General features: G+C 65.6%; 26 protein-coding genes. 12 read left to right on the top strand and 14 right to left on the bottom strand.

The window, feature by feature from the left end; genetic code table 11:
* Positions 1-221: 221 nt before the first annotated feature.
* Positions 222-1,052, bottom strand: a complete 831-nt coding sequence (locus ACNQS7_RS28630) for an enoyl-CoA hydratase (protein WP_418015186.1) — start codon at positions 1,050-1,052, stop codon at positions 222-224.
* Between the two features lie 127 nt (positions 1,053-1,179).
* Complete coding sequence (locus ACNQS7_RS28625; RefSeq protein WP_418015185.1) at positions 1,180-1,452, bottom strand: GlsB/YeaQ/YmgE family stress response membrane protein; 273 nt, start codon at positions 1,450-1,452, stop codon at positions 1,180-1,182.
* Positions 1,453-1,602: 150 nt separating this feature from the next.
* Here ACNQS7_RS28625 and ACNQS7_RS28620 point away from each other — a divergent pair, with 150 nt between their 5' ends.
* Positions 1,603-1,845 carry a hypothetical protein gene (locus tag ACNQS7_RS28620; protein WP_418015184.1) on the top strand — a complete coding sequence of 81 codons (243 nt, stop codon included), beginning with the start codon at positions 1,603-1,605 and terminating at the stop codon, positions 1,843-1,845.
* A gap of 52 nt (positions 1,846-1,897) precedes the next feature.
* The gene (locus ACNQS7_RS28615) at positions 1,898-2,134 is read left to right on the top strand and encodes a CsbD family protein (RefSeq protein WP_055579650.1); all 237 of its coding nucleotides are present in this window, start codon (positions 1,898-1,900) and stop codon (positions 2,132-2,134) included.
* 81 nt (positions 2,135-2,215) lie between these two features.
* Here ACNQS7_RS28615 and ACNQS7_RS28610 read toward each other — a convergent pair whose 3' ends face one another.
* Complete coding sequence (locus ACNQS7_RS28610; protein WP_418015183.1) at positions 2,216-3,220, bottom strand: dihydrodipicolinate synthase family protein; 1,005 nt, start codon at positions 3,218-3,220, stop codon at positions 2,216-2,218.
* Positions 3,221-3,420: 200 nt separating this feature from the next.
* On the opposite strand from ACNQS7_RS28610, the gene ACNQS7_RS28605 reads away from it, so the two are divergent.
* Positions 3,421-4,179, top strand: coding sequence for a TetR/AcrR family transcriptional regulator (locus ACNQS7_RS28605; RefSeq protein ID WP_418015182.1), 759 nt, complete (start codon positions 3,421-3,423; stop codon positions 4,177-4,179).
* 15 nt (positions 4,180-4,194) lie between these two features.
* Here ACNQS7_RS28605 and ACNQS7_RS28600 read toward each other — a convergent pair whose 3' ends face one another.
* A complete protein-coding gene (locus tag ACNQS7_RS28600) occupies positions 4,195-5,085 on the bottom strand; it encodes an enoyl-CoA hydratase/isomerase family protein (protein WP_418015181.1) in 891 nt (296 codons plus the stop codon).
* Positions 5,082-5,762 (bottom strand): PaaI family thioesterase, encoded by a 681-nt coding sequence (locus ACNQS7_RS28595; protein ID WP_418015180.1) that lies wholly within the window; start codon positions 5,760-5,762, stop codon positions 5,082-5,084. The genes ACNQS7_RS28600 and ACNQS7_RS28595 overlap by 4 nt, the downstream gene beginning before the upstream one ends.
* A gap of 159 nt (positions 5,763-5,921) precedes the next feature.
* Between ACNQS7_RS28595 and ACNQS7_RS28590 the strand changes: the two genes are divergently transcribed.
* Genes ACNQS7_RS28590 through ACNQS7_RS28565 form a run of 6 tightly spaced genes read left to right on the top strand, consistent with a single transcriptional unit; the run spans position 5,922 to position 12,869 of the window.
* On the top strand, positions 5,922-6,743 hold the full coding sequence (locus tag ACNQS7_RS28590) for an enoyl-CoA hydratase/isomerase family protein (protein WP_418015179.1): 822 nt from the start codon (positions 5,922-5,924) through the stop codon (positions 6,741-6,743).
* A gap of 33 nt (positions 6,744-6,776) precedes the next feature.
* Positions 6,777-7,583, top strand: coding sequence for an enoyl-CoA hydratase/isomerase family protein (locus tag ACNQS7_RS28585; RefSeq protein ID WP_418015178.1), 807 nt, complete (start codon positions 6,777-6,779; stop codon positions 7,581-7,583).
* Positions 7,583-8,362 (top strand): enoyl-CoA hydratase/isomerase family protein, encoded by a 780-nt coding sequence (locus ACNQS7_RS28580; RefSeq protein WP_418015177.1) that lies wholly within the window; start codon positions 7,583-7,585, stop codon positions 8,360-8,362. Before ACNQS7_RS28585 ends, ACNQS7_RS28580 begins: the two co-directional genes overlap by 1 nt.
* Positions 8,362-9,804, top strand: a complete 1,443-nt coding sequence (locus tag ACNQS7_RS28575; RefSeq protein ID WP_418015176.1) for a class I adenylate-forming enzyme family protein — start codon at positions 8,362-8,364, stop codon at positions 9,802-9,804. Before ACNQS7_RS28580 ends, ACNQS7_RS28575 begins: the two co-directional genes overlap by 1 nt.
* A complete protein-coding gene (locus ACNQS7_RS28570; protein ID WP_418015175.1) occupies positions 9,794-11,353 on the top strand; it encodes a class I adenylate-forming enzyme family protein in 1,560 nt (519 codons plus the stop codon). The genes ACNQS7_RS28575 and ACNQS7_RS28570 overlap by 11 nt, the downstream gene beginning before the upstream one ends.
* Positions 11,346-12,869, top strand: coding sequence for a class I adenylate-forming enzyme family protein (locus ACNQS7_RS28565; protein ID WP_418015174.1), 1,524 nt, complete (start codon positions 11,346-11,348; stop codon positions 12,867-12,869). Before ACNQS7_RS28570 ends, ACNQS7_RS28565 begins: the two co-directional genes overlap by 8 nt.
* Here the strand turns inward: ACNQS7_RS28565 and ACNQS7_RS28560 are convergent.
* From ACNQS7_RS28560 to fabG, 6 genes are all read right to left on the bottom strand, one after another.
* Positions 12,845-13,204, bottom strand: coding sequence for a hypothetical protein (locus ACNQS7_RS28560; RefSeq protein WP_055579641.1), 360 nt, complete (start codon positions 13,202-13,204; stop codon positions 12,845-12,847). The two genes, ACNQS7_RS28565 and ACNQS7_RS28560, sit on opposite strands and share 25 nt — an antisense overlap.
* Before the next feature lie 65 nt (positions 13,205-13,269).
* A complete protein-coding gene (locus ACNQS7_RS28555) occupies positions 13,270-13,950 on the bottom strand; it encodes a GntR family transcriptional regulator (protein ID WP_418015173.1) in 681 nt (226 codons plus the stop codon).
* A 4-nt stretch (positions 13,951-13,954) separates the two neighbouring features.
* Positions 13,955-15,148, bottom strand: coding sequence for an acyl-CoA dehydrogenase family protein (locus ACNQS7_RS28550; RefSeq protein WP_418015172.1), 1,194 nt, complete (start codon positions 15,146-15,148; stop codon positions 13,955-13,957).
* Between the two features lie 14 nt (positions 15,149-15,162).
* Positions 15,163-16,365 (bottom strand): CoA transferase, encoded by a 1,203-nt coding sequence (locus tag ACNQS7_RS28545; protein ID WP_418015171.1) that lies wholly within the window; start codon positions 16,363-16,365, stop codon positions 15,163-15,165.
* On the bottom strand, positions 16,362-17,609 hold the full coding sequence (locus ACNQS7_RS28540; protein ID WP_418015170.1) for an acetyl-CoA C-acetyltransferase: 1,248 nt from the start codon (positions 17,607-17,609) through the stop codon (positions 16,362-16,364). The genes ACNQS7_RS28545 and ACNQS7_RS28540 overlap by 4 nt, the downstream gene beginning before the upstream one ends.
* A gap of 56 nt (positions 17,610-17,665) precedes the next feature.
* Entirely contained in the window at positions 17,666-18,466 is an 801-nt protein-coding gene (fabG, locus tag ACNQS7_RS28535) for a 3-oxoacyl-ACP reductase FabG (RefSeq protein ID WP_418015169.1), read from the bottom strand.
* Between the two features lie 50 nt (positions 18,467-18,516).
* On the opposite strand from fabG, the gene ACNQS7_RS28530 reads away from it, so the two are divergent.
* Both ACNQS7_RS28530 and ACNQS7_RS28525 read left to right on the top strand, forming a co-directional pair.
* Positions 18,517-19,686, top strand: coding sequence for an acyl-CoA dehydrogenase family protein (locus ACNQS7_RS28530; protein WP_418015168.1), 1,170 nt, complete (start codon positions 18,517-18,519; stop codon positions 19,684-19,686).
* 177 nt (positions 19,687-19,863) lie between these two features.
* Entirely contained in the window at positions 19,864-20,118 is a 255-nt protein-coding gene (locus tag ACNQS7_RS28525) for a hypothetical protein (RefSeq protein ID WP_418015167.1), read from the top strand.
* Here ACNQS7_RS28525 and ACNQS7_RS28520 read toward each other — a convergent pair whose 3' ends face one another.
* Together ACNQS7_RS28520 and ACNQS7_RS28515 are read right to left on the bottom strand one after the other, a co-directional pair.
* Positions 20,119-21,186 carry a phosphotransferase family protein gene (locus ACNQS7_RS28520; protein ID WP_418016191.1) on the bottom strand — a complete coding sequence of 356 codons (1,068 nt, stop codon included), beginning with the start codon at positions 21,184-21,186 and terminating at the stop codon, positions 20,119-20,121. It abuts the gene before it with no gap.
* Positions 21,187-21,270: 84 nt separating this feature from the next.
* The gene (locus tag ACNQS7_RS28515; RefSeq protein WP_418015166.1) at positions 21,271-21,891 is read right to left on the bottom strand and encodes a TIGR03085 family metal-binding protein; all 621 of its coding nucleotides are present in this window, start codon (positions 21,889-21,891) and stop codon (positions 21,271-21,273) included.
* A gap of 116 nt (positions 21,892-22,007) precedes the next feature.
* Here ACNQS7_RS28515 and ACNQS7_RS28510 point away from each other — a divergent pair, with 116 nt between their 5' ends.
* Complete coding sequence (locus tag ACNQS7_RS28510) at positions 22,008-22,226, top strand: DUF3072 domain-containing protein (protein ID WP_055579659.1); 219 nt, start codon at positions 22,008-22,010, stop codon at positions 22,224-22,226.
* Here the strand turns inward: ACNQS7_RS28510 and ACNQS7_RS28505 are convergent.
* Positions 22,223-23,449: a fatty acid desaturase family protein gene (locus tag ACNQS7_RS28505; protein ID WP_418015165.1), complete on the bottom strand. Its 1,227-nt coding sequence runs from the start codon at positions 23,447-23,449 to the stop codon at positions 22,223-22,225. The two genes, ACNQS7_RS28510 and ACNQS7_RS28505, sit on opposite strands and share 4 nt — an antisense overlap.
* Positions 23,450-23,456 lie beyond the last annotated feature (7 nt).

Below are 23,456 nucleotides of genomic sequence, written 5' to 3'. Positions count from 1 at the left end.
GACGGTTCCCCTCGTCTATCGGCATTGCTTCAGTGAGTCTCGCGCCGGTTCCGAAGCGCCGGAAGGGTCGTTTGACCTTCGTTGCGACGGACTTCGGTCGTGCATCCGATAGAAATATACCCTACCGGGTATTGCATTGCCCACGAAGTATCGACGGTTGCGGAGTGTGAAAGATGCCGCGCAGTCGAAGACCGTGTGGACGGCTACGAGATAAAGGCTGGTCAGATGTCGGAGAGCGACGGGAAGTGCGGTGGCCGCTTCTGCAGGAAGCTGACGATGCCTTCCACGACATCGGGCCGCGGAAGGGCCTCCCACATCAGCGCTTCGGCGTCCGCGGTGGCGGTGACGACATCTCGGGTGGTGTCTCCGTAGGCCTGGCGCTTGATCACCGCCATTGCCGCCGGAGAACAGAATGCGGCGATGTCGTCGGCATATTCGAGGACCCGCGCCATGAGCTTCTCGGGCGGTACGACTTCCTTGACCAGACCCAGTTGGGCCGCCTCGTCGGCCAGGAATGTGCGGCCGCTCAGCAGCAGGTCCAGCGCCACACCCCAACCGACCAGACGCGGCAGGATCCAGGAGATGCCGAACTCGGCGATGAGACCGCGGCGGGCGAACACCGCGCCGAATTTGGCTCCGGCCGCGGCGAATCGGACGTCGCACATCAGTGCCTGAGTCAATCCGATTCCGACGCACGGCCCGTTGATCGCCGCGATGACCGGCTTGCGCAATTCGGTCACGAAGTGCGGCGGCCGTTCCCCCACCAGATCCGCGACGCTCTTGCCGCCGGCATTTTCCAGCGACTCGCCTACGCGGGCCGCCGATCCGGGCGCACCCAGGTGGGCGCCGGCACAGAACGCGCGACCCCGGCCGGTCACCACGATCACCTTGATCGAGGGGTCGTGCTCGGCGCGATCTACCGCCGCGTAAAAGGGCTCCGCCATGTCGGGACCCCAGGCGTTGAGCCGATCCGGACGATTGAGCGTGACGATCGCGACACCGGTCGGAGTGGCCTCATACAGCACCGCGTTTTCGGCGTCTGCTGCGCTCATCAGTGACTCCTCGCGGAATGCCGGCGGATTGTTCACCCATACCGTATACCTTTCGATACCTCTCGGTATCTGGTTCCGCGAGCAGCGGCAAGCGTGCGAAGACGTCGCGCGCAGCGCGTTCGGCTAACTAACGGGACACTCGGCGCCCGGAGACCAGCTTGACGATCGCCAGCAGGATGACCGCGCCCAACAGGCAAGTGAGAAACGAGAAGAGCAGTCCACCACCCGCCACGTTCACACCGAAGCCACGCAGCAGAAAACCGCCCAACAACCCTCCGGTGACGCCGACCACGATGTTGAGGAAGAGACCCATCTGCCCGTCGGTCTTCATAATTTTGCTGCCTATCCAGCCGGCCAGGCCGCCGATGACGATCCAGCCGATGACGCCGAGAGTGAGCATTTTTCAGTCCTTTCGAAAGCGACGACTGCCGTCACATTTGATCCGGACGGGTATGCCCGCCTTTCCAGGGCGGTAATCCAGGGGCTGATCCGGGTTTGGCAGACGGCTGGCGGGGTTACCGGATAGCAGAAACTCGCCTCAGGAGGACTCATGACCACGACGAAAGCAGTCGCCCACCGCGTAGGACAGGCGCGCGGGCTGGCGTTGCGCGCCCAGCTCGCGTGGATGCTCAGCCAGCTGTTGTTCTGGCTGTCGTTGATCGGTGGGGTGGCTGCGGTCGCGCTGTGGGCCCGCCGCCGGCTCACCGCCGGCGCGCAGACGGCGGCCGCGTCCACGACTCCGTCGGCACCGCCGTCCGTGACGAGCGACACATCGCCAGATCGTTTGCGCTGACCCTCCCACCGGGAAAAGACCGGCAGCGACAACAAACGAAAAGGAGAGCGCAATGGCGAACGAGAACAGCGGTCCGGCCGAGGCCATCAAGGGTGTCGTCGAGGACGTCAAGGGCAAGGCCAAAGAGGTCGTCGGCACGGTGACCGGCCGCAACGACCTGGTCGACGAGGGCAAGGCTCAGCAGGACAAGGCCGAGGCCCAGCGCGACGCCGCCAAGTACGAGGCTCAGGCCGAGGCTGCCCGTGGCGAGGCCAAGGTGCAGGAAGCGCGTCAAGAGGCACACCAGTAGGTAGCCGACGAGTGTGCGGAGGCCCGGTCAGCCGACCGGGCCTTCCTCATGCAATAGACCTGTGGCGCAATACCTTTGGATCTAGTCGAGCAGTCCCAGCCGACTGTATGCGGCCTCGATCTGAGGCTTGGCCTCGGCGGGTAACTCCGCCTGCGGCGGCCGCGAATGCGGGTACGACCCAATCGGCAGCCCCAGCAGAGACGCCGCGTATTTGAATGCCCCGGCCCAGTGGGTGAAGTAGTCGGGACGCCCGGGATAACAGGTCCACCACGAGCCGACGTCCAAGTCGAACTGGTCCAGCCCCGACTCCCGGCCATAGTCCATCGCCTCGAGAAGTTTGTCGGCCATCACCAGATCCCAGTACTCGGAGAACAACCGGCGCCGCGGCGTTTCGAGGAGATAACCGGCGGTACCCAGCTGCGCCGGACAGACGATGCCGGCGCGCAGCCATCCGGCCCGATACACCGTGCGGTCGCACTCCCAGAGCACCAGACCGGGCGCAAGTTCATGCAGGCGCCGACTGCTCTCGGGACGGAAGGCGCCCTCCTTCGTCGCGCACACCGCCGGCACTTCGTGATAGATCCTCGCACTTTCGTCCGCAGTCAGCACATACCCCGACGACGGGGAATTGAACATCCCCAACGCGATATCCGTTCGCGCGGCGATGTAGGAGAAGAAACGCAGCACGCCTTCGCCGCCGTGCGCCTCCATCATCGGCGTCTGAATGTAGGCGATGTCCGCCCCGGCCTGCTGAGCGTGCAGCGTCAGATCCAGACAATCCTTGGCGCTCATGGCGGCGGTACAGGCCTGCACGACGACGTCGGGGTTCGTCCGTCGCCCCTCCTCGATCGCCACCTCCAGCAAGCGCTTTCGCTCCTCGAGGGTCAGCGCCCAGAACTCCGCGAGCCCGGAGGTACACCACAGCATCGGGTGGCCGAGGTCGCCGACGCAGTAGCGCACCAGCGTCCGGTAGGCGTCCCAGTCGATATCGTCTCCGTCGGTGCCACAGAACGGCGTGTACAGGGAATCACCGATCCCCCGCAAGGCACCCCGCGCCCAGGCCCGCGCCTCACTTGCGGTCGCCATCGGCGGCCTTCCCCGTCACAGCCGCGAGCGACGGCATTCGCCAGGACGGGCTCCATGGCCTAGCCTGTGGCTCATTCGATGGGTGCAGCACGTTCTGAGTCCGCCCGCTCGGCGATCTTTATCAAAAAGCCTACGATAGGTATTACAGTAGCAGACGGAAAGCCCGTGAGCGGGGCAGATATCACTGGAGGTACCCCGGAGTGGCAAAGCAGGCGACCGCGGAGAAGCGGCAGCGGCGCGAACGCGGGTCCATCAATCCCGACGACATCATCAGCGGCGCTTTCGAACTGGCAGAACAGGTTTCGATTGACAACCTGAGCATGCCACTGCTCGGCAAACACCTGGGGGTCGGAGTCACCAGTATCTACTGGTACTTCCGCAAGAAGGACGACCTGCTCAACGCGATGACCGACCGCGCGCTGAGCAAGTACGTGTTCGCCACCCCGTACGTCGAGGCCAAAGACTGGCGCGACACACTGCGCAACCACGCGCGGCTGATGCGGAAGACGTTCATGGGCAACCCCATTCTCTGCGACCTCATCCTGATCCGGGCGGCGCTGAGCCCCAAGGCGGCTCGCGTCGGAGCCCAGGAGATGGAGAAGGCGATCGCGAACCTGGTCGAGGCGGGACTGTCGCCCGAGGATGCGTTCGACACCTACTCCGCAATCTCGCTGCACGTCCGCGGATCCGTGGTGCTGCATCGCCTGCACGAGAAGAACCAATCCTCGCAGGACGGCACGCGCTCCATCGAAGAAGCGGTGGCCGTGGACCCGCAGACCACGCCACTGATCGCTCAGGTCACGGGAAAGGGTCACCGCATCGCCGCCCCCGATGAGACGAACTTCGAATACGGCCTCGAGTGCATCCTCGACCACGCGGGTCAATTGATCGAGGCGGGCGCATCGAAGGCGCCGAAGTCCGCACCGCGCAAGGCCGCCGGGCGCAAGACCGCTCGTTAGGGCCCGAATTGGTTGCTAGCCTTCGGGTTCCGGAACGTGGAAGTGTTGGTCGCGCAACCGGAACGCCTCCTTGGTGCCGTACTGCGCGCGGGTCTTGACGAAATTGAACTCGTCGGGTGCGAACTGCAGGTTGGTCCCGAACGCGTGGAACAGGTAGCTGGCGACTTCCTCGCCCTGATAGGCCTGGCTCTGTTCCACCAGCCGGAAAGCCTCCTTGGCGATGACGACCCCGTCGGCCGGCATCTTGGCCGCCTTCTGCGCCCAGTACCGCGCACGTGCCGTCACTGACCCGGAATCACATGTCTCGGTAAAGATCCCGAGATGTGCGACATCACCGGCCTCGATGACATCACCGGTCAGTAGCAGGCGCCGGGCCAGTACCGGGCCCAACCGGTGGAAGAACATGTGCAGACTACCCAGAGCGGGACCGAGAAAGCGTGTCGCCGGCATGCCGATCTTGGTGTCATGGGCGATCACCGAGATATCGGTCATCAACGCCATCTCGAATCCACCGCCCAGGGCGTACCCGGCGATCTCTCCCACCGTGACCTTCGGGAAGCCCATCAGGTTGTGATAGAAGCCGAATGACTTGCGGTCCACGGTGAGCCGACGACGCTGACTGGGCTTCTTCCGAGCCGTACCATCGTCACCGGCCGCTTCGCCGTACCAGCCGTACGCGTTGTTCATGTCCGCCCCGGTGCTGAATGTGCCACCGGCACCACGCAACAGCACCACGGTGAGGTCGTCGTCTTCGGCGACCTGATCCAGACACCGTGCCATCGCGTCGCGCATGGCCGGGTCGTAGGTGTTGCGCCGCTCCGGATTGTTCAGGGTGATGGTGGCGATACGCTGCTCACGGTCGACATCAAAGAGGACCCGGTCATCGGTGGTGCCCGTGGCGGTCATGAGTCGGACTCCTTTCGGCGTCTGCCGAATTGGGTGGTGGAGAGCTGATCGGGTCGCGCGGTCACGGTGTTCACCTCACCGACGCACACCACCTCGCCGTCGTGCAGTAGCCGGGCCGTCGACGTGATCGCCCGGTCGACCCGTGACCGGGTGATGTCGAACCGCAGCTCGGTCAGCACAGGTGTCGGGCGGCGGAACGTGACGGTCAGCGACCGCGTCTTGCCGGAGAGCCCGGCGACGCAGTTGTGATGCTGCATCACGCAATCGAAGAAAACACCGATGAAGCCGCCATGCACTAAACCGGGTGGTCCCTCGTAGGCCAAGGGGAAGGCAACGGTACCGGTGGCGTACCCGGGGTCGAGTCGTTCTAGGCGATACTCGGGAAAGCACGGGTTGTAGGCGCCGATGTCGGTCGCGTGATCGAGGTAGATCCGGCGCTCATCATCGGCCCGGACACCGATGCGCGGGGCCGCGTCAGCCGGCGCCGCGGCGGTCAGTTCACGTTCCCAGTCGGCGAACTGGCCGAGCATGGTCTCTACGGTGGGGTGCGGGTGTTCCAGTGACAGCAGCAGCGAGGTGAGGCGGCGGATGGCACCGGCCGCAGCGACGGTCTGGGCAAGCGGCGCTTCGCCAAACCTGGCGCTACCGGGAGCCGCCTCGCCTGTGCCGTCGGTCATGCTTCCTCAACGTTCCGGGTTGCCCGGTTTCGGGCGTTCCCACGGTGCTGTTTTCGCCGGTAGGGTTTCCTTGCTAACTTATACACCGTAGCAATCGTATCGCCTACTGTATGGGTAACCGTATCGATCGGGCGCTGGGCGGAAAGGCCGGTTTCGAGGGTGAGCCAGGACGCCGGCGCGGCAGCTGCCGAAGGTTCGGTGACGGCGTCCCGCAGCGGCGGGATGCTGCGAATCGTCCTGGACCGACCGGCACGGCGAAATTCGTTGACGCCGTGGATGATCGAGCGACTGATCGAGTTGCTCACCGAGGCCGCCACCGATGATTCGCTGCGGGTGGTGCACCTCGGTGGCGCCGGCAATGACTTCTGCGCGGGCGCCGACTGGGTGGCCACCAACGACTCCAGCGACGAGCGGCCACGCGCCGGCGCCCTGGTGCGGCGAGTGCCGCACGCCGCGCACCGCGTCATCGAGCTGATCCACATGATCCAGTTACCGGTGGTCTGCAGCGTGCGTGGCTGGGCCGTCGGCATGGGCTGCAATCTCGCGCTGGCTGCCGACTTCACCGTCGCCGCGGTCGATGCCATGTTCTGGGAGCCATTTGTGGAGCGTGGGTTCAGCCCGGATTCCGGTGCTACCTGGCTGCTGCCCCGCTTGATCGGCCTCGCCCGCGCCCGGCGAATGCTGTTGTTGGGCGAGAAAGTCGGCGCGGCGGATGCGGCCGACTGGGGTTTGATTCATGATGCCGTAGCTCCATCCGAACTCGACGACACCGTGGACGCATTGCTGACACGCCTGGCCGGCGGCCCGACCGTTGCCATCGGGCTGGCCAAGCAGGCCATGAACCACGCCGCGCACGCGACCCTGGGTCAAGCGATGACTCAAGAGCTGTTCAATCTGGAAATGTCATGCCGGACCAAGGATTTCAAAGAAGGTCTGGACGCATTTCGGCAACGACGCGCACCGGAATTCCGGGGCCGTTGAGTGGCCTCCGGAGAGCTGAGAGGGGAAGCGGACATGCCTGCGTTCGACAACATCCTTTACGAACTCGACGGGCATACGGCCACCATCACGCTGAATCGCCCAGCGGCGCTGAACGCCCTGAGCCCGCTCATGATCACCGAACTGCGGGCCGCCTACCACGAAGCCGAGAATGACGACCGGGTCTGGCTGACCATCGTCACCGGCACCGGCCGCGCGTTCTGCACGGGAGCCGACGTCAAGGCGATCCCCGAGGACGGCAAGGTGATCTACGAGCGGCCGTACCTGTCGACCTACGACCAGTGGGAGGCGCCGCAGGAAGGGACCCCACCGTTTCGAAGCACCGCCAAACCGGTGGTGACCGCGGTCAACGGCCTGTGCTGCGGGGCGGGCATGGACTGGGTGACCACGTCCGACATCGTCATCGCCTCCGAGCAGGCCACGTTCTTCGATCCGCATGTCAGCATCGGGCTGGTGGCGGGACGGGAGATGGTTCGCGCATCGCGGGTGCTGCCGCGCTCGATCGCGCTGCGAATGGCGTTGATGGGTAAGCACGAACGAATGGATGCGCAACGGGCCTATCAGCTCGGGCTGGTCAGCGAGGTCGTCGAGCACGATCGCCTGTTGGACCGGGCCCGTGAGATCGCCGACATCGTCAACTCGAACGCTCCGCTCGCGGTCCGGGGCACCAGACTGGCCATCCTCAAAGGCCTCAACGTCCCACTGCACGAGGCCGAGATACTGGCCGAGACGTTCCGCGAGCGGGTACTGCGCACCGACGACGCGCAAGAAGGCCCCAGGGCCTTCGTCGAGAAGCGCAAACCGGATTGGCAGTGCCGCTGATGAGCTTTCGAACAATCGAACTCGAGGTCGACGCCGCCGACCATGTCGCGACCATCACGCTGAACAGGCCCACGCGGCTCAATGCGTTCAACCGGACCATGTGCATGGAGATGGCCGACGCATGGCGGACGGTGAAGCTCGACGACTCTGTGCATGCGGTGGTGTTGCGCGCTGCAGGCCCGAGGGCTTTCAGCGCCGGACTGGATGTCAGGGAGTCCTATGGCCAACCCGACAACATCTGGAACCACGAGGACCCCGGCGAATATCTGAGCCCCAAGTGGCGGAAGATGTGGAAGCCGGTGGTGTGCGCGGTTCAAGGGATGTGCACCGCGGGAGCGTTCTATTTCGTCAACGAATCCGATGTGGTCATCTGCTCCACGGATGCAACCTTTTTCGATTCGCATGTGTCCGCCGGACTGGTGTGCGCGCTGGAGCCGATCGGGCTGATGCGCCGCATCGGCCTTGGTGAGACGCTGCGGATGGCGCTGATGGGCAACGACGAACGCGTCAGCGCCGACACTGCCCTGCGTATCGGACTGGTGTCGGAAGTCATTGAGCCCGAATGTTTATGGCCGCGGGCACACGAAATCGCGGCGGCGATCGCGACCAAGCCGCCGGCTGCCACCCAGGGCACTGTGAAAGCGATCTGGGAATCGCTCGACAAGCCTTACCGCGTGGCGATGGAGCAGGGCCTGATCTATACCCGTCTGGGCAACCCGATCGGCACCGCGCAACTGGCCGCGGAGGACGCTGAGCAGCGGAAGCCCCAGATCCGCTAGTGCCCGTTCACCCGCTCAGCCAGCGCATCGCCGATGCGCTGGCTTTGCAACCGGACGCACCCGCCGTCGAGTTCGACGGCCGGTGGTTCTCCTGGGGGCAGATCGGGACGGCGGCCTGCCGGATCGGTTCGTCGTTGCCGGGCGCCGACGTCGGAATCTTGTTGCGCAACCGGCCCGCACAGGTGGCCGCGCTGCTCGGTGTGCTGATGAGCGGCGCGACCGTGGTGACCATCAACCCGGCTCGCGGGGACGAGCGCACCCGGGCCGACCTCGCAGGGTTGCGGTTGTCGGTGGTGCTGGGCGAACCCGACGACCTGACCGCAGTACTCACCGAAAACCCGGGTAACGCAACGATTTCGCTCGCCGGCATCTTCGAAGGGCCCGACCGGTCGATGACGGTGGTGGGGCCGTGTTCGGGGGTCGCGGTGCGGATGCTGACCAGCGGCACCACCGGACCACCCAAACGCGTCGACATAAGTTACGACACATTGGCCCACAGCGTGATGGGCCCGGACTACCGCACGGTACCCCCGCCTGCCGAGGTACGGCGCGGTGTCGCGGTCGTAAACTCGCCGCTGGTTCACATCGGTGGCGTGTACCGGGCATTGCAATGCGTGGTCCAAGCGCGGCCATTCGTTCTGTTGGATCGCTTCGAGCTCAGCAGCTGGGCCGCAGCGGTACGCAAGCACCGGCCACGCACGGTGTCGCTGGTTCCGGCAGCGTTGCGGACCGTGTTGCACTCCGGCCTGACCCGCGACGACCTGGCCGGTGTCCGCACCGTCACCTGCGGCACGGCACCGTTGTCGGCCGACGACGCCGATGCCTTCACCGCGAAGTACGGCATCCCCGTGCTCACCTCCTATGCCGCAACCGAATTCGGTGGGGGTGTCGCCGGCTGGACGCTGGCCGACCACCAGCGGTACTGGGCGGCCAAACGCGGCAGCGTGGGCCGCGCCAATCCCGGCACGCAGCTACGCGTCGTCGACGAGACCGGCTCTGTGGTCGGCCCCGATCAAGTCGGCCGGCTCGAGGTCAAGCCCGCGCAGCACACCTCGGCGCAGTGGATGAAGACTACGGACCTGGCCCGCATCGACGCGGAGGGCTTCGTCTGGATCGTGGGCCGGGCGGACCAGGCCATCATCCGCGGTGGCTTCAAGGTGATGCCCGACGACGTGCGCAGCGCGCTGGAGAGCCACCCCGCGGTGGCCGGGGCGGCCGTCATCGCACGCGCCGACGCGCGGCTCGGCGAGACGCCGGTGGCCGTGGTGGAACTGCGGAAACCCGCCGCCACCGAGGACCTGGTGTCCCATCTGCGGAAGCGCCTGGCGCGATATGAGATTCCCACCGACATCGTCGTCGTCGAACGCATCCCCCGCACGCCCTCCGGCAAACCCGACCTCGGCGCGATCCGCGAGTTCTTCCAGCCTGACCATGCCCACTGAACCGGCCACGATCGCGAAGCTGCTTCGACAACAGTCTGATTCGCGCCCTGGCCATCCGATGCTGGTCTGCGACGCCGACCGCATCAGCTATTCCGAGGCCGAACAACGCTCGGCGCGCCTGGCCCGAGGGCTGATCGCACTGGGAGCGGGCAAGGGCACCCACGTGGGTCTGCTCTATCCCAACGGTCCCGATTTCGTGGTCGCAATGTTGGCGGCCGCCCGTGTCGGCGCGGTCGTGGTGCCGTTCTCCACCTTCGCAACGGCGCGCGAACTGCGCGAACAGCTGGTGCACGCCGATGTGGCGATGCTGTTGAGCGCCAGCTCTTTCCGATCCCATGACTACGCGCTGCGCCTCGCCGAGGCTTTCGGTGGGGAGAACCTCGACGGTGAGCTCTTCATCACCGACGCGCCGGTGCTGCGCCACATCGCCGACGTCGAGCGGGTGTCACAGCTCAGTGCGAACGTCCCCCTGGAACTGTTGCGCGCGATGGAGGACGACGTCGATGGCTGTGACGTGTTGACCATCGTGTACACGTCCGGTTCGACCAGTGCCCCCAAGGGGGTGGTGCACACCCAGGCCGCGCTGATCGGCCATCAGCGCAATCTCAATGCGATCCGCGGGTTGACCCCGGATGACAGACTGTTCTGCAATTCGCCGTTCTTCTGGATCGGCGGCTTCGCGTTCGCACTCCTGGCGACGCTGGTCGCCGGATCGACTCTGGTGTGCTCCAACTCGGCTGACGCGGGTGCCGTGCTCGATCTGATCGAAGCCGAAAAGCCGACCCTGACCAACGGTTTCGTGGCCGGTGTGGCGCACCTGACCGATCATCCGACCTACCCCGAGCGCGATCTGTCGTCACTGCGTCGAGGAAATCTGTATCCGATCATGGCCCCGGAGGTCCGCCCATCCGATCCGGAGCTGCGACACAACATGCTCGGCATGACCGAAGCTGGAAGTGTCCTGCTGATCAGCGCGGACGAATCCGATCAACCCGAGCAGCGGCGCGGCTCGTACGGCACACCGGCGCCGGAGTTCCAGACGTTGATCGTCGACCCGGATACCGGCGGGCAAGTGCGCCCCGGCGAGGTCGGCGAACTCTGGATCCGGGGACCGCACGTCATGCAGGGCTATTACAAACGCAGCCGCGAGGAGTGCTTCGACGCAGACGGCTGGTTCCACACCGGCGATCTGCTCCGCGCGGACGATGACGGATTCTTTTATTTCGCCGGCCGACTGGGCGGCATGATCAAGACCGCCGGCGCCAACGTCTCTGCCGCCGAGGTGGAGAGGGCGATGGCCGGCATCGGCGTCACCGCGCACGTGGTCGGGATACCCGACGCGACGCGCGGGCAGCTGGTGGCCGCCGTGGTCGTCCTGCCCGACGGGTCGCACGGCTTCGACGAGGCGGCACTGCGGTTGCGCCTTCGGACGGAACTCTCCGCCTACAAGATCCCACGTCGCTTCGTTGCCCTGCCGCGCGGCCGGATACCGCTGCTGTCCAGCGGAAAGGTCGACGCGCTGCGACTCAGGACGCTGTTCGATGACTGACACCATCGATCGTCTGGTGCGACTGCAGGCCGCCGCGCATGACGCCAAGGCCGCGGTGATCGATCCCACCGGCCGCCTCAGCTACCACGAAATAGACGCCACCACAGCTGAACTGGCCGGCGCACTGATCCGGTTCGGCGTGCGTAAAGGCACCCGGGTCGGGTTGATCATGCCCAACTGCTCCCGCTGGGTGCAGATCGCCGTCGCGGCGACCCGCATCGGTGCGGTGCTGGTGCCGCTGAGCACACTGCTGCGGCCCGCCGAACTGATCGCCCAACTGCGGACGGCGGCCGTGCAGGTCCTGGTGAGCGTCGAGGAGTTCCGCGGTCACCGGTACCTCGACGCCGTCCATTCCGTCTCGCGTACCGAACTTCCAGCGTTACAACGCGTCTGGACGGCCGAGGGGCTACAGCACCTCACCGCCGACGAACCGGCCCGCCGGATCGTCGACGCCATGGCCGCAACGGTGACCCCGGCCGATCCGCTCGTCATCATCTTCACGTCGGGCAGCAGCGGCGCGCCCAAGGGCGTCATCCATTCGCATGGCAGCGCTTTGGGCGCGGTGCGCTCAGGCTTGGCGGCACGCTGCATCACCTCGGACAGTCGACTGTATCTACCCATGCCGTTTTTCTGGGTAGGCGGCTTCGGCAGCGGAATCCTCTCCGCGCTGCTGGCCGGAGCCACCCTGGTAACCGAGGAACGGCCGGCGCCCGCCACCACCCTGCGGTTGCTGGAACGTGAGCGGGTCACGCTGTTCCGCGGCTGGCCCGATCAGGCCGAGGCCCTGGCACGTCACCCGGATCGGGCTGATGTCGACCTTTCCGCACTGCGTCCCGGCAGCCTGGAGGCGCTGCTGCCCCTCGAGCAGCGTGCCCAACCCGGCTCGCGGGCAACGTTGTTCGGCATGACGGAGGCATTCGGACCGTACTGCGGCTATCCGGCCGACACCGACCTGCCGGTCACGGCGCGGGGCAGCTGCGGAAAACCGTTCGCCGGCATGGAAGTCCGCATCGTCGATCTTAAGTCGGGTCGACCGGTTCCGGCCGGAACCGTCGGCATGATCCAGCTGCGGGGACCCCACACGCTGCGCGGCATCTGCCGGCGCAGCCGGGAAGAAGTGTTCACCACCGACGGCTTCTACCCCACCGGCGACCTGGGCCGCCTCGACGCACAAGGCTTTCTCTACTTCCACGGCCGATCCGACGACATGTTCAAGGTCAACGGCGCCACCGTCTATCCCGGTGAAGTCGAACGGGCACTCCGCGGCGTCGTCGGCGTCCACAACGCCTTCGTCACCGACGTCGACGGCCAGGTTGGTGCCGCGGTGCTGGGTAGCGGACTGGACGCCGGCCAGCTGCGCAGCGCGGTACGAGAAGTGCTGAGCGCGTTCAAGATTCCCACGGTGTGGCTCTTGCTGAACTCCGATGACGACGTGCCCCGTGGCGGTACCGGAAAGGTCGACACCCGTCGGCTGCGGGAGCTGCTGAGTGCTCAGGGCACCCGCGTCCAGGGCTGACAGTTCTGCGACTCGAACGCCTTGACCGAGGTGTTGATGTTGGCGAACATCGGGCCGACCGAGATGTTCGTCTGCAGCACATGCTCCTTGTTGGCGTCGGGCGTGCTGTAGGTGAACCACGCGCACATCGAGTCCTGGGTCGGCACGTTGTTGATCCACACCCCGAACGTCGAGGCCGACCCGGCAGTGCGGTAGAGACCGGGCGCTATGTCAGGCCCGACCACGAACACGCCGTTGCCCGGTATCGGGTCCAATGGCTCGGCTCCGGCCGGCGGCGCCGCCGTGATCGCTGACACGCAGGCCATGAGCACCGCGGTGGTAGGCAATACGCGCATTTGATTCCCCTGTCCTGCGACCCGTACGGGCAGCGTATGTCTCCGGTCACGCCACGACAAGGCCGTCAGTGCTCGCCTCGAACCACCACCCCACGCTCGATGAGGTGGTCGATCAATGGAATCGCGCTGGCGGCCAGATGTTCCGACATGGCAACACGGGCCTGCTCCGCATCATGCCTGGCCAGCGCATCCAGCACCCGCCGATGGTCCTTGACGGCCTGATCGGGCCAGTGCTCGATCATCGGGAACACCGACTCGGGGGCGTAGCGGGTGATCTGCGACATCAGTTGCGCGAGTTTGGCGGAATCCGCGGCGATGTTGATGGCCCGGTGAAACTCGTGGTTCAGTCGCACCGTGCGCTCGTCGTCGTCGGCGGCATACGCGGCCTCGAGCTGGAGCTGGATCTGCTGGAGTTCGCGCAACTGGGCGTCGGTGATGTTCAGCGCGGCACGCGCGGCGAGTTGTCCGCCGACGTGGGCCTGAACGTTGGCGACATCGGCGAGGTCGCGCTGCGTCAGCGGCAGCACCACAAAGCCGCGTCGGGGTTGTTGGGCGACAAGACCTTCGGCTCGCAGCGCGAACAGTGCCTCCCGCACGGGCGTCACGCTGATGCCCAGTTCCATGGCCAGCTGGTCCAGTCGCACGTACTGCCCCGCGGCGTAGGTGCCCTCGAAGATCCGCTTCCGCACGAAGGCCGCGACGTCCTCGGAAAGTTGCGGACGCGCACCGAAGTCGGGAACGGTCATGGCTTCACACCCGGTACTCGTCGAGCAGCCGCTTGCTGATGATGGACTTCTGGATCTCGCTGGTGCCCTCGCCGATCAGGAGGAACGGGGCATCGCGCATCAACCGTTCGATCTCGTACTCCTTGGAGTAGCCGTAGCCGCCGTGAATCCGGAAACTCTGCTGGGTCACCTCGGAACAGAACTCGCTGGCAAGGTATTTCGCCATTCCCGCGGCCACGTCGTTGCGTTCCCCGGAGTCCTTCAAGCGCGCGGCGTTGACCATCATCAGATGGGCGGCTTCGACTTTGGTGGCCATCTCGGCCAACTGGAATGCGATGGCCTGGTGATCGGCGATCGGCTTGCCGAAGGTCTGCCGCTGCTGGGCGTAACGCACCGCCAGTTCGAAGGCGCGGAGCGCGATCCCGCAGGCACGGGCCGACACGTTGACCCTGCCGACTTCGATGCCGTCCATCATCTGGAAGAAGCCCTGGCCGGGCCGGCCCCCCAGGATGTCATCGGCACTCGCGCCATAGCCGTCGAAGATGAGTTCGGTGGTGTCGATACCCTTGTATCCCAGCTTGTCGATCTTGCCGGGGATGATCAGGCCGGGCACCACTTCGCCGAATCCCGTTGGCTTCTCGACGAGAAAGGCCGTCAGGTTGCGGTGCGGTTTGTCCGCACCTTCGTCGGTGCGCACCAGCACCGCCACTAGCGTCGAGCTACCGCCGTTGGTGAGCCACATCTTCTGGCCGTCGATGGTGTAGGTCCCGTCGGAGTTGCGGGTGGCGCGGGTGCGGATGGCGGCCACATCCGAACCCAGTTCGGGTTCTGACATCGAGAAGGCGCCGCGCGTCTCGCCGGTGGCCATGCGCGGCAGGAATCGTTGCTTCTGTTCGTCGGTGCCGTGCTTACGCAGCATGTACGCGACGATGAAATGGGTGTTCAGCACGCCCGAGACGCTCATCCAGCCGCGGGCAAGCTCTTCGACACACAACGCGTAGGTCAGCAGCGACTCCCCCAGCCCGCCGTACTCCTCCGGGATCATCAGCCCGAACAGGCCCATGTCGCGCAATCCGTCGACGATGGCCTGGGGATAGGAATCGCTGTGCTCGAGTTCCTGGGCGTTGGGTATGACCTCCTTGTCGACGAATTGACGTACGGTGGCCACGATCTCGGTCTGGACGTCGGTGAGTCCGAGTGTCTGGGCGAGTTTGGTCATGTGCTGGATTCCTCTCAGCCTGCGATGGTTTTCGCGCCGGCCAGCCGCGTGATGTCGTCGGCCGTCAGACCCAGGTACTGGGCCAGCACGTCGGCGGTGTCTGCCCCGAGCGCCGGCGCGGCCGCGCTGGCGAGGTGCACACCATCGAAGGCGGCCGGCATTGCCGGGGCCAGATAGTCGCCTACTCCCGGCTGGTGCAGGCGGGAAAACAGTGGGTTGTGAGTCACTTTCGGGTCCCCGGCCACCTCGGCGAAGGTGCGGTACCTCTCGTGCAGCACGGTGGTAGCGGCCAGCTCCGCGCCGATCTGCTCCGCATCGTGGTCGGCGAACCAGACGGCGAACAGACCCGACAGCACATCGCGATACCGGTAGCGGTCCCCTTCCGAACCGAAGTCCACCTGCAGCGCCTCGGCCAGCGCCGAGACGGCCGCACCGGTGCCTGTCACCTGCACCAGGTCGCGAAAGTGCCGTCGCGTCAACAAGACAACCATGAACCTGGCTCCATCGCGACTCACGAAGTCCTGACCGTACTGGCCGAAGATGGAGTTACCCACTCGCGGCCGCTGGGTCCCGAGCACCTGCGGTTCGGTCAGCAGGCCCAGGTTTCCCGCAGTGGCCAGCGCGACGTCTTCGAGCGCGATGCTGACGCGGGCTCCGTGACCCGACTGGTCCCGGCGGCGCACCGCCGACACGACGGCCAGCGCGGCATACAGGCCGCAGCTGACGTCCCAGGCCGGCAACACGTGGTTGATCGGGCCGGCGTGCTCGGCCGGACCGGTGACGAGCGGGAACCCGACGGCGGCGTTGACGGTGTAGTCCACTCCGGTGGACCCGTCGCCGCGCCCCAGCAGCTGAACATGGATGACGTCGGGCCGTCTTGCCGCCAGGGCCTCGTACCCCAGCCAGGTCATACCGGCGGCGTTGGTGACGATGATCCCGTCGGATTCGGTGACCAGTCGCTGGACCAGTTCCCGTCCTTCATCGGAGCGCAGATCGACGGTGACCGAACGCTTTCCCTTGTTGAGCCCGGTCCAGTAGATGGAGGTGCCGTCCTCAGACAATGGCCAGCGCTGCGCGTCCGCCGCGCCGCCGATCGGATCAATGCGAATCACGTTTGCGCCCAGCTGATTCAGCGTCATGCCGCACAATGGTGCGGCGACGAAGCTGGACACCTCGATGACGGTGATGCCGTGCAGCGGAAGCGAGTGGCCGCTCATGTCACCCGCTCGAACACGGCCGCCAGTCCCTGGCCGCCGCCGATACACATGGTCTCCAGGCCGTAGCGCGCCCGGCGGCGGTGCAGTTCGCGCGCCAGGGTGGCCAGCATCCGTCCACCGGTGGCTCCCACCGGATGACCCAGCGAGATTCCCGAGCCGTGCACGTTGGTGCGGTCGTGGTCGGCGGCACCGAACTTCCACTCCCGCATCACCGCAAGGGCCTGGGCGGCAAAGGCTTCGTTGAGCTCGATGAGGTCGATGTCGCTGAGTTGGAGCCCGGCTTTGGCCAGCGAAACATCGGTGGCGGGCACCGGCCCGATGCCCATGATGTTGGGCGCCACCCCGGCCTGACCCCACGACACCAGACGCACCAGCGGCGTCAGGCCCAAGTCGGCCGCTTTGTCGGGGGTGGTCACCACACACATGGACGCGGCGTCGTTCTGCCCGCTGGCGTTGCCCGCGGTCACGGTGGACTCCGGGTCTTCCTTGGCGAGAACGGGTTTGAGCTTGCCGAGCGATTCCACCGTGGTGTCGGCGCGCGGGTGTTCGTCGGTGGCGATCACGTCTTCACCCTGGCGGGTGCGGACCGTAACCGGCACGATCTCTTCGGCGAGGATGCCGTTCTTCTGTGCCGCGATGGCGCGCTGGTGTGAGCGCACGGCCAGCTCGTCTTGTTCGCGCCGCGAGATCCCGTACTGCCGTCGCAGATTTTCGGCGGTCTCCAGCATGCCGCCCGGCACCGGGTAGTAGCGGCCGCCGGCCGTGGTGCGCCCGCGGGCCAGACCGTCGTGCACCTGGACGCCGGAACGTGCCCCGCCCCAACGCATATCGGTGGAGTAGAACGGGACGTTGCTCATGCTTTCGCAGCCGCCGGCGATCACCAGGTCGTTGTCGCCGGAGGTGACCTGTAGGCACGCCTGGATCACCGCCTGCAGGCCGGACCCACACCGCCGGTCGACCTGCATTCCCGGAACGGTCACGGGCAGGCCGGCATCCAGGGCCACCACCCGCCCGATCGCGGGTGCCTCGCTGCTCGGATAGCAGTGGCCGAGAATGACGTCCTGGACGGCGTCGGGGGCTAGGCCGGTGCGCTGCAGCAGGCCTTTGAGCGCGGCGACACCGAGGTCGACGGCGCTCAGCGACTTGAACATCCCTCCGTAGCGGCCGATGGGTGTCCGGACGGGTTCGCAGATCACGGCTTCCCGACGCGCAGTCCCCTGCCGAGCAGACGCAAAAGCGCCCAAATTCGCCTCCGTTTGGAGGCTTTTGCGTCTGCTCGCGCCACCAGCGGCGCCGCTCGTCACAGGTGCCGGCCCCCGGTGATCTCCATGACCGTGCCGGTCATGTACGAGGACAGGTCCGAGGCCAGAAACAGAGCGACACTTGCCACTTCGCTGGGCTCACCCGCGCGGCCCATCGGGACCTCAGCGACTTTCGAGTCCCAGATGCGCTGCGGCATGGCCTCCGTCATCGCCGAGCGGATCAACCCGGGGGCGATCGCGTTCACTCGGACACCCAGGTAGGCAAGCTCTTTGGCGGCGGCTTTCGTCATCCCGACGATCCCGGCCTTCGCAGCCGAATAATTGGTCTGGCCAACCATTCCGACCTTGCCCGACACCGAAGACATGTTGATGATGGCACCGCGCTTGTTCTCCCGCATGATCGCGGCGGCCAGCCGGGTTCCGTTCCACGTCCCCTTGAGGTGCACGTTGATGACCTGGTCGAACTGCTCCTCGGTCATCTTGCGCATGGTCGCGTCACGGGTGATCCCGGCGTTGTTGACCATGATGTCCAGGCCGCCGAATCGCGAGAGGGCGGTGTCCAGCAGCGATTGCACCTCATCGGCTTTCGTCACATCGCACCGCACTGCAGCGGCCACATCATCGCCACCGAGCTTGTCGGCCGCCGCCTGAGTTGCCTCCAGGTTGACATCGCCGAGCACCACCCGGGCGCCCTCTGCGACGAATCTTTCGGCGATCGCGAGTCCCAGCCCTTGCGCTGCCCCCGTGATCACCGCGGTCTGACCGTCCAACAACGACACCCGTGCACCCCTTCGTCGTGGCCCGCAGCCGGGCACTCCTGAGCCAATATCGTATTTCATATATGATATTGCCTTGCCAGTGCCAATCTTGCCAGAAGGAGCTGCCTCACATGACTTCAGCGGTCCCCGAAGTCTCTGACGAGGATTTTCAGGAAATCCTGGCGCAGACCCGCCACTTCATCCGCACCGCCGTCGTCCCGCGTGAGCAGGAGATCCTCGACGAGGATCGGGTGCCCGACGATCTGCGTGACCAGGCTAAAAAAATGGGCCTCTTCGGCTACGCGATCCCGCAGGAGTTCGGCGGGCTCGGTCTCAACCTGGTGCAGGACGTCGAGATGGCGATGGAACTGGGGTACACCTCGTTGGCGCTGCGGTCGATGTTCGGCACCAACAACGGCATCGCAGGCCAGGTCCTGGTCGGCTTCGGCACCGACGAACAGAAGGGTCGGTGGTTGGAGTCGATCGCGTCCGGTGACACCGTCGCCTCCTTCGCCCTGACCGAACCCGGCGCCGGCTCCAACCCGGCCGGCCTGAAGACGAAAGCCGTTCGTGACCAACAGGACTGGGTCATCGACGGGCAGAAGCGGTTCATCACGAATGCCCCCGTCGCCGACCTGTTCATCGTCTTCGCCCGCACCCGGCCCGCCGACGACAAAGGTTCCGGCATTGCCGTGTTCCTGGTCCCGGCCCATGCGCCCGGCGTGGAGGTCGGGGTCAAGGACGCCAAGATGGGCCAGGAAGGTGCGTGGACGTCCGACGTCAGCTTCAACGAAGTACGCGTCGACGACACCGCGCTCATCGGCGGCAATGAAGACATCGGCTACCGCGCGGCCATGACCTCCCTGGCGCGCGGACGGGTTCACATCGCCGCAATCGCGGTGGGCGCGGCGCAACGCGCACTCGACGAATCTGTGGCCTACGCCGCGACCGCAACCCAGGGCGGCACACCGATCGGCAACTTTCAGCTGGTGCAGGCAATGCTGGCCGAGCAGCAGACCGGCGTGCTGGCCGGCCGTGCACTGGTCCGCGACACAGCGCGGCAGTGGGTCGACAATTCCGACCGGCGCATCGCGCCGTCGGCGGCCAAGTTGTTCTGCACCGAGATGGCCGGGAAGGTAGCCGATCTCGCGGTACAGGTACACGGGGGCAGTGGCTACATGCGCGGGGTTCCCGTCGAACGCATCTATCGCGATGTGCGACTGCTGCGACTTTACGAGGGCACCAGCGAGATTCAGCAACTGATCATCGGGTCCAACCTCATCAAGGCGGCACAGCGATAAAGAGCTACTCCTGCCCGGAGTATCGCTCCCACGTCGACTGCCGGTTGATGCCCAACGCTGCACCGATTTTCGCCCACGCCAGGCCGCGTCGGCGTAGCTCCCGCACCCTGGAACGCAGGTCGGTTTCGGCGTGGCGGGCTCTCGGCCGGCCCTTACCGACTCATCGCCGAGGGGGGGGTGTTCGACACCTTCGACCCGAAGGGGGTCGGTGACATGATTCAGGGGTTCGCCGCCAGCATGGACACGCACGTCGTTCGCGTCGTGAACGCGCCGGACGCGCGCGCTCGGCGTAACGCCATCGACGAAGCGGTCAAGCGCCTGAAGCTGTATGGCGTTGCGACGGACCGGATCCTGGGTCTGCCCGACGGGTCGACAGTGGTGCTCACGCGCAAGCAGGTGGAGAAGATGGTGGTACTTCTCCCGAGCGGGTGATCAACCGATCAGGTCCAGGGTCCCCAGATCCCGGATCGCCCGACACCCGCGGGTGAGCATGGTCAGCACCATGTCGTCGCCGCGGTCGGTTGAGGACGCGAACGCGAACCCCAGCGCCGAGATCAGTGGCGCCTGAACAACTCCCAAGCGATAGTCACGCCAGCAGGTGTCACGGTCATACCCGGTGACGCCATGGCTCAGCAGCCCTTGGTGATAATCGTCGACCAGGCCCTGCTCGATGTCCGCGCGAAGTCGCGAATCGAGGCTGGTGGCCGTGAAATACGCCAGATCCCGGGCCGGGAGCCCGATACCGAGCGTCTGCCAGTCGACGACGCTCACCCGGGTGCGATCGGGATCGAACAACAGGTTGTCCAGGCGGTAATCACCGTGCAGCAAGGCATACCGGTCATGCTCGGACAGTAACCACGGCGTCACCACACGCATTGTGGCACGGAATGTTTCACGATCCTGCTCAGTCATCCGGTCGCCCAGTTTCTCGAGCGTGATGTCCGCGCTCAGCTGAGCCACGTCACCGAGCCCCTTGGCCGAGTCCTGGTCGGGGCGCCCGAATGCGATGCCGGGCAGGTCCAGCCACTCCGGATCACACCAGGTCGGTCCGTGCAGACCGGCCAACGCGGTCACCGCCAACCGCGCCTCCTGCTCACCGCAACCCGCGATCTGATCACCCTGTACCGCTGGTGCCTGGTCAGCCAGCAGCAGTGCGTATTCCATTGCATCATCGGTGATCTCGCAGTAATAGCACTTCGGTACCGGCACCCGCACCCGGTCGGCCACGGAGTTGTAGAACGAGCATTCGCTGCGGTAACCGAAGACCACCCGATCTCGCACGGCGTCATCCTGTGCCGGCAACTTGATCACGAACGTTTCGGGGAGACCGCCGGGGTCCGAACCGTAGGTGGCCGCCACCCGGTAGGTGGCCCCGGTTTGCCCGGTCCCGATCGCCACCACTTCTGCGCCGGCAACCTCCACCGGCGTGCCGCGGCGACTGAGCACCGTCGACAACCACTGCGGGGTCACGTCGGCGGGGTACCGCGGGATCGACAACAGGGCACTCACCACACGCCTCCAGCCTGGTTACGAGCTACGTAGGTGACTGTAAGGCATACGGCATCGGCTTCCGTACCTCGCAGCCTAGAAGCCTTTAGGCGCTTCCTGGACGGCCCGCACCGCCGACTCGTCACCGTCGAAGTCAACCCGGGCTGCCCGGCCCACCGCGAACAGCAGCAGTTCTTCGGGCTCACCGGTGACCGTGACGGCCGGTCCGCTACCCGCAGTCAGCAGCGTCTTACCTTCGGCGGTGCGCAGCGCAACCCTTCCCGGCACTTTGGCCAGGGTGAGCCGGCCCATCAGCGGCACGGTCCGGGCCAGCCTGCTCTTCAGAGCAGGCTCGAGGGCGCGAGGCTCCCAGCTCGCGGCGGCGCGACGGACATCCTCGTGGTGGATGAACATCTCCGCCACATTGATCAGCGGGTCGAGCACTTTGAACGGCGAGTAGGCAGGCGGACCGGATGCGACCTTGCCCACCAGCTCGTCCCACCCGGTGTGCTCAGCGACCTCATTCTGGACCTTCTCGGTGTGTTTGGCGAAGAAGGGAATGAGTATGCCCGGGGCTGCGTCTGGGCGGTACTCTCTGACCACCAGATGAGCTGCCAGGTCGCGGGTTTTCCACCCTTCGCAGAGCGTCGGCGCCTCGGGCCCCGCGGCACGAATGGTCTCCACCAGCGCGGCCCGTTCGCGTTGTGCAATCGACACGTGATCTCCCGTCAGGTCCAAGGGCATTACGCAGACCCCGATCGTATCCATTCACCCCAGATCCGCAGGTTTCGAAAGTTTGTGCGATGGCTATCCGGGGTGCGGAGGTGACAGCAATGACCAACAACGAAGCACTACAGGCCCCGCAGGAGAATCCGGAGAAGGACCCCGCGGACTGGGTGACCGGCGATGAACCGATGACAGGCCCCCAACGCAGTTATGTGCAGACTCTGGCCCAGGAGGCCGGCGCTGACGTGCCCGACGACCTGACCAAGGCTCAGGCGTCCGCGCTGATCGACGAGCTGCAGCAGAAAACCGGCCGGGGCACCGGTTAGGCTGCAGTCGAACGCAATTCGCGCAGAGCGGTGCGCAAACCGCGGCGCCGGCCTGTCTCGGGATCGATGAAGCTCTCCTTCAGGCCGGCGCGCACGCGAAACTTCAACTCCGAGCGTGTCTCCGGGGCGTCGTCGGATGTCGCCTTGAGCATGCTGTCCGGCAGCGCCAGCTTCAGAATCGTCCAGAACGACTGAAAGTACTGGCGGCCAAGGGATCCCGTCGTATAGGGCAGGTCGTACTTCTCGCACAGCTCACGGACTCGAACCGAGATCTCGGCATAACGGTTGCTGGGCAGGTCCGGGAACAAGTGGTGCTCGATCTGGTAGCACAGGTTGCCGCTGATGAACGCCATCACCGGTCCGGCGTTGAAGTTGGCCGATCCCAGCATCTGGCGCAGATACCACTCCCCCGGCGTCTCGTTCTCGAACTCCTCGACCGTGAACTTCTCTGCGCCGTCGGGGAAGTGACCACAGAAGATCACCATGTAGGACCAGTAGTTGCGGATCAGGTTAGCCACGAAATTGGCCTTCATGGTCTGCTTCCAATTGCGGCCCGTCAACGCCGGGAACACCACGTAATCCTTGCCGGCCTGCTTGGCAACCTTCGTGCCGATCACGCGCAGATCCTTGCGCGCCTCCGCCCAGGTCTTCTCCTTCTTCCGGAGCTTCTTCGACTCGATGTGGTGCAACGCGACGCCCCACTCGAACAGCGTGCCCAGCAGAATGTTGTAGATCGGGTTGCCCAGATAGTAGGGCTCCCAGGGTTCGTCGCGAGTCACCCGCATGATGCCGTAGCCGACGTCGGCGTCGAGATCGACGACGTTGGTGTACTTGTGGTGGACGAAGTTGTGCGAGTGCTTCCACTGCACGCTCGGGCAGGTGGTGTCCCACTCCCACTCGGTGGAATGGATCTCCGGGTCGTTCATCCAGTCCCACTGCCCGTGAGTGATGTTGTGGCCGAGTTCCATGTTCTCGATGATCTTGGCCATGCCGAGCATCCCGGTTCCGGCCAGCCAGGCGAACCTGTTTTTACTGGCGAACAACGCAATTCGGCCACCGGCGGCGAGCGCACGCTGCAGCTGAATGGAGCGACGGATATAGCGGGCGTCGCGTTCGCCGCGGGACTCCTCGACTTCGGCACGGATCGCGTCCAACTCTTGCGCGAGTTGTTCTACGTCCTCGGCGGTCAGGTGGGCGTATTCCTTGATGTCGGTGATGGCCATCTGTTAC

Source organism: Mycobacterium sp. 23, assembly GCF_048287075.1.
GTDB classification, from domain to species: Bacteria; Actinomycetota; Actinomycetes; order Mycobacteriales; family Mycobacteriaceae; genus Mycobacterium; species Mycobacterium gordonae_B.
Note: the sequence above shows the minus strand (reverse complement) of the source record. Positions and strands in the feature narration are given on the sequence as shown.